General features: G+C 44.3%; 6 protein-coding genes. 5 read left to right on the top strand and 1 reads right to left on the bottom strand.

What is annotated here, in order from left to right:
- Positions 1-352: 352 nt before the first annotated feature.
- The 5 genes from ACEW8S_RS00205 (at position 353) to ACEW8S_RS00185 (ending at position 4,028) form a co-directional block, all read left to right on the top strand.
- On the top strand, positions 353-904 hold the full coding sequence (locus ACEW8S_RS00205) for an RNA polymerase sigma factor (protein WP_373516180.1): 552 nt from the start codon (positions 353-355) through the stop codon (positions 902-904).
- Between the two features lies 1 nt (position 905).
- Positions 906-1,466: a hypothetical protein gene (locus ACEW8S_RS00200; RefSeq protein WP_373516179.1), complete on the top strand. Its 561-nt coding sequence runs from the start codon at positions 906-908 to the stop codon at positions 1,464-1,466.
- A 10-nt stretch (positions 1,467-1,476) separates the two neighbouring features.
- Complete coding sequence (locus ACEW8S_RS00195; protein WP_373516178.1) at positions 1,477-2,538, top strand: hypothetical protein; 1,062 nt, start codon at positions 1,477-1,479, stop codon at positions 2,536-2,538.
- Positions 2,539-2,607: 69 nt separating this feature from the next.
- The gene (locus ACEW8S_RS00190) at positions 2,608-3,333 is read left to right on the top strand and encodes a head GIN domain-containing protein (protein WP_373516177.1); all 726 of its coding nucleotides are present in this window, start codon (positions 2,608-2,610) and stop codon (positions 3,331-3,333) included.
- Between the two features lie 164 nt (positions 3,334-3,497).
- Positions 3,498-4,028: a hypothetical protein gene (locus ACEW8S_RS00185; RefSeq protein WP_373516176.1), complete on the top strand. Its 531-nt coding sequence runs from the start codon at positions 3,498-3,500 to the stop codon at positions 4,026-4,028.
- Between the two features lies 1 nt (position 4,029).
- On the opposite strand, the gene ACEW8S_RS00180 is transcribed toward ACEW8S_RS00185, so the two are convergent.
- Positions 4,030-4,149 (bottom strand): DUF3817 domain-containing protein (locus ACEW8S_RS00180; protein ID WP_373516181.1); only part of this gene is annotated, 120 nt, incomplete at its 5' end.

The following is a 4,149-nucleotide window of genomic DNA, read 5'->3' as shown; positions in this document are numbered from 1 at the left end:
TCGTTGGCCATTTCCTCCTCGTCCTCGGGTGTCAATAACGGAATCAATTCCGCATCCTCGTCGATGGACTGTAACGACATATTGTCAAAATCTGAAAAATTAGAATCTCCCATAGGTATATTTTCGGTCATTCTGTCATTGGTATAACAGAAATCCTCTTTTATCTTAAATTATAAAATTCTCGTAAAGCCTTGTAGTACCCGTTAAAATACAATAAAACTTTTTCTTTCGCACCTATAAGGACAATTGTTGTGCCATTACTTATGGTGGGAATTATGATTTTTGGGATTTTTTGGATTAAAACTGTAACAATCCCTAACTTATCCCATCCTTATAAAAAACCATCCACTTTTTGAGCCGCAAAGAGGAACATATTGATACGCTGATACAACGGTGTCTTGAGGGAAAACAAAGTGCACAGCTTGAGGTCTACAACCGCTATTACAGGTCTATGTACAACACATCCTTTAGAATCGTAAAAAATAGCGACGAGGCGGAAGACGTTATGCAGGAATCCTTTTTGAAGGCATTTACGAAACTGCATACCTTCAAGGGCGAGGTCGCGTTCGGGGCATGGTTGAAACGCATTGTTATCAACAACAGCATTCAACACTATCGAAAACAACTGAAAAAGAATGAGATTACACTCGAAGATGTGATGTACAAGGTCGAAGATAACGAGGCAAGTGCTCCGGACCATGCGTCTACCGAACTGAAGGCTCAAAAAGTGATGGCGACCATGAACCGATTAAAGGATAACTACCGGATTTCTTTGACCTTACATCTCATCGAAGGCTATGATTATGAGGAAGTCAGCCGAATTATGAATATCAGCTATGCCAATTGTAGGACGACAATATCCCGGGCAAAGGATAGCTTGAGGAAAAAATTGATATTCGCATAAAATGGAAAACGAAAACATAGATAGGCTGTTCGACACCCTTCGGGGGTCCTTCGATACCGAAGCCCCAAAGGCGGGCCATGAGTTCAGATTTCTCGGGAAATTGAACGCTTCAAAAGGTCTCGCATCCCAAGAAAAAAAGAATAAATTTGGTTGGAAATCCTTGGCAATAGCCGCCTCGATAGCATTACTATGCGCAGTTGCCGTAGGATTGTACGAATCGCAGCCGACATTAGACCAACAGGTAGCGGAGATATCCCCTGAGATTTCGCGTTCCCAGTTGTACTTTGCCGGTCTGATAGAAGAACAGGTCAAGGCCCTTGAGAAAGAAAGCACACCCCAGACGCGCCGAATTATCGACGACTCCATGGTACAACTTAGAAAACTGGAAACCGATTATGCCCAACTGGAGCAAGATTTGATAAAAGGCGGAAATAGCAAGCTCTTGTTGAGTGCGATGATTACCAACTTTCGAACGCGCATCGATTTGCTGCAGGACGTTCTCGATAAAATTGAATCCATTAAAAACTTAAAATCTTACGATGATACGGAAACTACTATTTAAAAGTATTGCCATGGTTCTCTTCATAGTTCCCATGATAATCATTGCCCATGACGGCAAGCTTAACGGAAAATATACGAAAGAGAAGACGGTCAAAAAAGAATTCAAGGTCAATTCGGATGCGCTGTTGGCGGTCGATAATAGCTACGGCAACCTCTATATCACCTCGTGGAACGAAGATAGGATCGTTATCGAGGTCCAGATCAAGACCAGCGGCAACAACGCCGATAAAGTGCAGCAAAAACTGGACGATATCCGTATCGATTTCGAGAACAGTAGCAGCCGGGTTTCCGCCCGTACCATCTTTGACACTAACGATTCGGGCTGGGGATGGAACTGGGGCAATAACAACAACGTCGATATGCAGATCAATTATACCATAAAACTGCCCGTAAAAGGGCAAGTGGACCTAAACAACGACTACGGAAGCATCGTTTTGGACCGGGTAGACGGCCACGCCAAGATCAGCTGCGACTATGGCCGCTTGGATATCGGGGAACTCAACGGTCGAGAAAACCAGCTAAACTTCGATTACACCTCGAAATCGACCATCGGCTACATCAAAAGCGGAAAAATTTCCGCCGACTATTCCGGATTCACTATCGAAAAGGCAGGTGATTTAGTAATCAGCGCCGATTATACCAATTCGGAAGTCGGACAGATGGGCAACCTGCAATATTCCAGCGACTATGGAAAAATCGAGATTGGCGAGGCCAAGAACTTACAGGGCAACGGAGATTACATCAACGTACAATTGGGCACGATCCACGGCAATGTAGATATTACGGCGGACTACGGCTCACTAAAAATCGATAAGATGGCCTCCGATGCCGGAAACCTGTTGGTAAATACGGACTATACCGGGGTTAAAATCGGCTATGACCCGGAATATCATTTCAATTTCGAAATCAGAACCAGCTACTCCGGCGTCAGTGGAAAAGACGATTTTCAGATCAACATCAGCGAGGAAAAAAATACGAGCAAATATTACAAAGGCTACTATGGGTCCGCCGACAGCGGCAACGCAGTTTCCATACGTAGTGATTATGGGGGCATCACGTTTTATCAAAATTAAATCATCAATCTGATCCTGAAATGAACCTGCCTGCCGGCAGGCGGATTCAGGGCAAAAAACAAGAGCATCATGAAAAAAGCAGCAATTTTAAGTTTAGTAATAGTATTCACTTCTTCTTGTTCCGCACAATGGGGCAAGGGCATCAAAGGAAACGGCAACACCGTCAGCATCGACCGCAGTGTCGGGGAATATGACGAAATAGCGGTATCCGGTTGGTTCGATGTAGATCTCGTGGATGGCAAAGAGGGCGAACTCACCTTGGAAGGGGAAGAAAATCTTCTGGAATATATCATTACCGAGGTTGAAAACGGAAAATTGGTCATCAAAACGGAAAATGGCGTCAACCTAAAACCCTCAAGTTGGGAGGATGGCATTCGTATCACCGTTCCGGTAGAAAGCATCGATGCCGTGAGTTTATCGGGTTCGGCGGATATCGTTGGAAAAACAACGTTAAAGACATCCGATTTCAAGACCTCCATGTCCGGCTCCGGGGATATCACCCTGGACCTCGAAACCGAATCCCTAAGCGCTTCGATGTCCGGCTCCGGCGATATGAACCTTAGTGGAAAGACCAAAAATTTCGATGCAACTATTTCCGGTTCAGGCGATATTAAGGCCTATGAACTAATTGCCGAAAACGTGGAAGCGACCGTTTCAGGGTCGGCGGACATTAAAGTGACCGTCAATAAAATGCTAAAGGCGCGAGTTTCAGGCTCTGGGGATATTAGCTACCGCGGTAATCCGAAAAAAGTGGATACGAAGACGTCGGGGTCGGGGGATATTTCGCGGGGATAAAATTCAAATTTCATGTTTTTTTGCTCCCTAATTTAGAACATAATGGAGCTTTTAACTCCTATGTTTTTAGAAAAATAATTTCAAACCCTCCACAACAAAACCAATAAAAAATTCGTTCTAGAGGCTGTTTTTAGCTGTAATCCATTTTAAAACAGACCTCTACAATGACCTTAAAAAATAGTAGGCCGTTTCTACCACTTGTACTGTTTGCACTTACCTGTACGATAGCCTCTTCACAAGAAGGCTTTAAGGTCGGTGCCCATGGCGGAATACCTCTTGGGGATTTAAACGATCAGATAGGTTTGGTCATCGGTGCCGATATCGGTTACCTATGGGCACCCAATAAAGTCTTTGACCTAGGCGTAAAAGCGGGTATTATTCACGGATTCCCCGAGACGTTCAAAGCAGAAACGGTCAGTGTAAAACTTCCCAGTGTGCAATTTGCACCGGTAGCCGCTTCCTTACGGATCTGGGCGGCGAAATCATTCTCCTTTGGTGGCGACGTGGGCCATGCTATTGGATTGAACAAAGGCAATGAAGGCGGATTCTATTACCGTCCGCAAATCGGGATCCAAGTGGGTCCACAATCGGAGATTAATTTCTCCTATACAGCTATAGATCTAAGGGATGCTACTTGGTCGACCGTTACCCTTGGGTATGTCTATACTTTTTTATCGGCAAGACACTTTCGATAATTTATTCGGGCGAAATAGGCTTCAGATACTTCCTATCCACATAGAACGTGGCGAAAGGTAAAAGCGATGCCAATAAAAGAATAGATCCTTTTTTGAATCCCCACTTTTTAGTTGTCCAAAA

The sequence above is a fragment of the Pricia sp. genome, from assembly GCF_041745955.1.
Classification (GTDB): Bacteria; Bacteroidota; Bacteroidia; order Flavobacteriales; family Flavobacteriaceae; genus Pricia.
This window is presented reverse-complemented; position numbering and strand designations above follow the sequence as displayed.

Coding starts and splice junctions, on each gene's coding strand:
- ACEW8S_RS00200 (WP_373516179.1), top strand. CDS start 906: ATGGAAAACGAAAACATAGATAGGCTGTTCGACACCCTTCGGGGGTCC.
- ACEW8S_RS00195 (WP_373516178.1), top strand. CDS start 1,477: ATGGTTCTCTTCATAGTTCCCATGATAATCATTGCCCATGACGGCAAG.
- ACEW8S_RS00190 (WP_373516177.1), top strand. CDS start 2,608: ATGAAAAAAGCAGCAATTTTAAGTTTAGTAATAGTATTCACTTCTTCT.
- ACEW8S_RS00185 (WP_373516176.1), top strand. CDS start 3,498: ATGACCTTAAAAAATAGTAGGCCGTTTCTACCACTTGTACTGTTTGCA.